Here is a 4,833-nt window from a genome sequence, read left to right on the forward strand (position 1 = left end):
ATACACGCCCTTTTTTTAAAATGGGTGCAACAAATTACCCCAAGTTATCCTCCAATTTTACTCGCCACACCCATTACCCTACCCATACACCAATTTCTTACCGCTTACCAGTCCTGCCAACAGCTCCTTAATGCCGTCCACGTCCAGCACATCCCTGCCCCGAGTGCAGGCGACATAGAGCAGGCGTAGCTCTTCGGGGCTGATTTTGACCGTTTGGCGATTGACATCGTACAAAAAATCATCATCTATCTGCACCCGACCCCATTCTAGCCCTTTGGATTTGTGGGCGGTAGAGACAACATAGTCAGCGTGCGAGTGCGTGGTTAGGTTATTGATGGCGGATGTGATGGTCTTGGTGCCATGCTCTTCGATGAGTCGCACCCATGTTTTTAGGTCACTGCCTTCGCCTGTCTCGCTAAATTCTTGGACTTCGCCCCAATGACTAAAAAAAGCAAGCTCGGGCGTGCCATAGGCGGATTTGCCATGTTTTAAGCTGTCCGCCCCTTGGCAAAATCGTAGCATCCTTGCACTGTCAGCTTGCAAGGCGACTTTATGCCCCATCTTTTGCCCTGCCAACAGACGTGCCATGGCGTTGGCATTAGTGCGACACAGGATGGCATCTTTTTGTCCATTTGCCAACAGGCGTGCGGTCATCGAATGTTTGGCAGGGTTGCCTTTTAGGGGAATCTCTTCTTGTAATGCCTTTAAAAAAATATTGGCAACTTTGGCAATCTCATCGCCAAAGCGAAACGACTGCGTGAGCAAGGTGGCAGGATAGGGCAAGCGTTTCATCGCATTGGTCGCCCCCCGCCATTCATAAATCTGCTGATGAGCATCCCCGACATAGATGGTCTGCTTATTTTGTTGTAATAACGCCCCCATCATGAGTGGGTCGGCATCTTGGGCTTCATCAAACAGGATGAAGTCGGCAGGAATGATGGGACTTGAGAGTGTCCACAGTTTTAGATAGACATCATGCCCTATCCCTGCACTGTGGCGTGGGTCGATGGACGACAGCCAGCGATATTCAAAGGCAGGATAGAGTAGCTCTTGCAAGCGTGCCTTGTCAGCATCCGACAGCCAAGATGGGGGCGTGATGTGGCGTGGGGCAGGATAGGCAGATGACGTCTTACAAAACGTGATGATGGCTTCGCTGATGATATTAGCAAGTTTGGCAGGGGTCAGCACCACGGATTTTTTGACCCCGTCAAAACTTCGCTCTACTTCGATGGCGGTCAAGCCAAGCTCCGTTGCCAGCCTAGCAGGGGTCAGCCGTGGCAGGCTCACTTTGGCGGTAATACCCCGTGGCACATGGCGATAGGCGAGCGAGTGAAAGGTTTGGCATTTGACATTGGGGGGAAATTTGCCTTGGGCTTCGCTGGCGATGGATTTGTTAAATGCCAAATACAGCCCACGCCCACGCAAATTCTCACTGATGAGTTTGAGCGTCGTGGTCTTGCCTGCCCCTGCATACGCCACGATTTTAAAGGAATCGCCTGTCATCGCCATATTTAGGGCGGATAATTGCTCATCGGTGGGGGCGTATGCGGTCATGGCGGTCGGTCTGGATAAAACGTGGTATTATAGCAAATTTTGCCCGTGTTGTGGGTAGGACAATAATAAACCGCCCTTTTTGGCGGTTTTGCGGACATCACAATCACAGCGAAATTTTAGAATTAAATTTCATCAAACGCTCATACCGCCCAGACAACAGCTCATTTTTGCCCAGCATTTCAAGCTCGTTAAGCTGATGATTTAACAAATTTTTTAAATTTGTCATCACCACATCAGGCTCAATGTGTCCGCCAGCCCCTTCGTCCACGACTTCGTCAATCAGCCCCAAATCGTGCAAATTATTTGCCGACAGTTTCAAGGCTTCGGACGCATCAGGGGCTTTTTCGGCGGTTTTCCATAGAATAGATGCACAGCCTTCGGGGGAAATGACCGAATAAATGCTGTTTTGGAGCATATTGACCTTGTCCGCCACACCGATTGCCAACGCCCCGCCCGAACCGCCTTCGCCGATGACAGTAGCGATGATTGGGGTGTTGAGACTACTAAATACCGCAATCGCTTTGGCAATGGCTTCTGCTTGCCCACGCTCCTCTGCCCCGACACCGGGGTACGCCCCTGGGGTGTCAATGAACGTCAAAACAGGCAAACCAAAACGCTCCGCCATTTGCACAAGGCGAATGACCTTGCGATAGCCTTCGGGGCTTGCCATGCCAAAATTGTGGGCAATCCGCTCACGAGTAGAACGCCCACGGTGCTGACCGATGACCATGACAGGCTTGCCGTCAAAACGAGCAAGACCGCCCAAAATCGCACGGTCGTCTGCAAATGCACGGTCGCCATGCAACTCATCAAACTCGGTAAACAGCGTCTTGACATAATCCAAAAATAGTGGACGGTCGGCATGGCGGGCAAGTTTGACACTTTCCCAAACGCTCACAGGTTGGCTCATAATTTTGTCCTTGATAAATATTACAAATGTAAACTTATATAGTTTAGCATACTTTTTGGGGTTTGGGAAATGGTTTAGGGGTCGTCCCACGCTCGCCCATTGGTGTAGTTTTTCTTAACAAAAGGGAAATGGCTGGCGATTGGGTCTTGTTGGAGCATTTTTACCATGTTGCTAATTATCCAAACGCAACTTTTGAGACTTTCGGGAATGTATTTTTCATTTTGATGTTCAAAATAAAAAGTCGCCCCCATTTCATTGGAACTGATTACATAAGAAAAATCATGCCACAATGACTTTTTATAACTTATCGCAAACGACAGATTGCCCTTAGAAATATAAACACTTCCTATCTTATCAATCGGCATAGCCACAAGCTCTTCACCAAAAGGGTCATACACACGCACGTCTTGATGATTAATGGCAATAAAAGGAGTGATTTTTGGTAGATTCTTAATTACTTTTAATTGCTTTTTATATTGGTATTTGTCAATCATTGAAATGACCGCAAACATCACGATGAGTAGAAGCCAAAACCAAATAATATCCAGTATCGAATTACCCAAAGATAACAAAAGACCCAACACAAACAGTTGCCCTATCACCACCAAAGCACAAAACAACCAACCATGCAGATTGTCTTTTTTATAATACTCTGCAAATCGCTCTTTGGTAGCATTCTCACGCATGATGACAAACGGCAAGGGAATGCTCATACGGCTCGGAATATCATCATTGCTCTTGTATACGGTCATGGATTTACCCCACCACCGACAATTTCACGCCCCATTTGGCAAACTGAGCAATGTCGGCGGTAAGCTGACTGCTGATAAGCTCTTTGTGCAAGCCGTCGCCTAGCGTGATTTTCCAATGGTCTTTGTCTTTATCCATGATCGACAGATAAATGGGGGCGGATTTTATGGTGCGTGAGTGGTTGGCGGTAACGGCAAGGCGTAAAATCAGGCACAGATAGGCAAGTTTGCGACCGCCTAAGTTTTCAATAATATCTAGGTTCTCGGATTTAAGTTTTCGTCTGTGGTTTAGGGCGATTTGAGCCATGCTCGCCTGCCCTGTCTGAGCAAAGCCTGCAATGTCTGAAAATTCAAGCAAATACGCACTATGACGCTGATAGTTGCTATGACCCACGGCAAGCCCAATCTCATGCAAATTGGACGCACGGCGGAGCAAGTCCCTGTCTTCATCATCAAAGCCCAAATCCGCCTTGACCATGTCAAACAGTCGCCCACAAGTCGTCATGACCCGCCCCGCCTGCTTAAAATCCACCGAATACCGCTCGGCAAGGGCAGACACCGAACGGTCTCGCACGTCTTCGTTGTCAAGTCGCCCGAGCATATCGTACATCACGCCTTCACGCAACGCCCCGTCCGAATAATAAAGCTCTTTAATATCAAGCGTTTGCATGATTGCCAACAGCTCTGCCACTCCTGCTGGAAATACCGCTTGGCGATGAGCTTTTACCCCTTCAAAGGCGATTTTATCAATGTTGCCAAGTTTGATTAGGTGTTTTTTTAATTTTATCATGCCGTCCAGCGTGATGACGTCTTTGGCAAACCCTAGCTCTTCTAGCACAAGTTTACACGCCTTTGCCGTACCCGATGACGCAATGGCATTATCCCAGCCTGTTTTTTTGTAGCGTTTGGCAATGCTCAAAAGCTCGGTTTGGGTTGCCGTCATCGCCCCGTCAAACGCACGCTCGCTGATACGTCCGTCTGCAAAAAATTTACGGGTAAAAGACACACAGCCCATTTGCAAACTTTCCATTTCAATGGGTTCAAACCCTTGTCCGATGATAAATTCGGTACTGCCCCCACCGATGTCAATGACAAGGCGTTTGTCGGTACTGGCGTTGGAGTGCGACACGCCAAGATAGATAAGGCGAGCTTCTTCACGCCCTGCGATGACTTCAATGGGCTTTGGCAAAAAGGCATTGGCACGGCGGATAAATTCTTGGGCGTTCACCGCCTTTCTTAGGGCGTTGGTTGCCACCACCCTTAGGCGGTCGGGGCTGATTTCGCTAACATGGGGCAAAAAGCGTTTTAGGCAGTCAATGCCACGCTCCATGGCTTCTTCGGATAAGACGTTGTTTTCATCAAGCCCTGCCCCCAGTTGCACTTTTTCAGAAATGCTGGCGATACGGCGGACTTCGCCATGGTCAAGCCGAGCGATTGCCAAGTGAAAACTGTTTGACCCCAAGTCTATCGCCCCCAAAAGCTCATCACGGGACAGTCCTGTGTCGTGAATGGATTTGGCAATGGCTTCATGGCGGGCGGTGGTGTCTATCATTACAGGTTTCATGGCGGTTTTTCCAAAAAATATAAATGACTACTGTAAAATAAAATTGGCAAATTGTC

4 protein-coding genes are annotated in these 4,833 nt (G+C 48.5%); all 4 read right to left on the bottom strand.

Annotated elements, in window-relative coordinates:
- Positions 1-78: 78 nt before the first annotated feature.
- The 4 genes from IM753_RS12575 to ppx all read right to left on the bottom strand — a co-directional run bounded on the left by IM753_RS12575 (position 79) and on the right by ppx (position 4,765).
- A complete protein-coding gene (locus IM753_RS12575) occupies positions 79-1,554 on the bottom strand; it encodes a UvrD-helicase domain-containing protein (RefSeq protein WP_065256616.1) in 1,476 nt (491 codons plus the stop codon).
- Between the two features lie 103 nt (positions 1,555-1,657).
- Positions 1,658-2,464 carry an acetyl-CoA carboxylase carboxyltransferase subunit alpha gene (locus IM753_RS12580; RefSeq protein ID WP_194109426.1) on the bottom strand — a complete coding sequence of 269 codons (807 nt, stop codon included), beginning with the start codon at positions 2,462-2,464 and terminating at the stop codon, positions 1,658-1,660.
- 74 nt (positions 2,465-2,538) lie between these two features.
- A complete protein-coding gene (locus tag IM753_RS12585; protein WP_065256618.1) occupies positions 2,539-3,216 on the bottom strand; it encodes a hypothetical protein in 678 nt (225 codons plus the stop codon).
- Positions 3,217-3,220: 4 nt separating this feature from the next.
- A complete protein-coding gene (gene ppx / locus IM753_RS12590; protein WP_370582858.1) occupies positions 3,221-4,765 on the bottom strand; it encodes an exopolyphosphatase in 1,545 nt (514 codons plus the stop codon).
- Between the last annotated feature and the right edge of the window lie 68 nt (positions 4,766-4,833).

The sequence above is a fragment of the Moraxella sp. K127 genome (genome assembly GCF_015223095.1).
Lineage (GTDB): Bacteria > Pseudomonadota > Gammaproteobacteria > Pseudomonadales > Moraxellaceae > Moraxella.

What these genes read in the sequence shown, in the direction of transcription:
- IM753_RS12580 (WP_194109426.1), bottom strand. Translation starts at nt 2,464, where the DNA reads ATGAGCCAACCTGTGAGCGTTTGGGAAAGTGTCAAACTTGCCCGCCAT.
- ppx (WP_370582858.1), bottom strand. Translation starts at nt 4,765, where the DNA reads ATGATAGACACCACCGCCCGCCATGAAGCCATTGCCAAATCCATTCAC.
- IM753_RS12585 (WP_065256618.1), bottom strand. Translation starts at nt 3,216, where the DNA reads ATGACCGTATACAAGAGCAATGATGATATTCCGAGCCGTATGAGCATT.
- IM753_RS12575 (WP_065256616.1), bottom strand. Translation starts at nt 1,554, where the DNA reads ATGACCGCATACGCCCCCACCGATGAGCAATTATCCGCCCTAAATATG.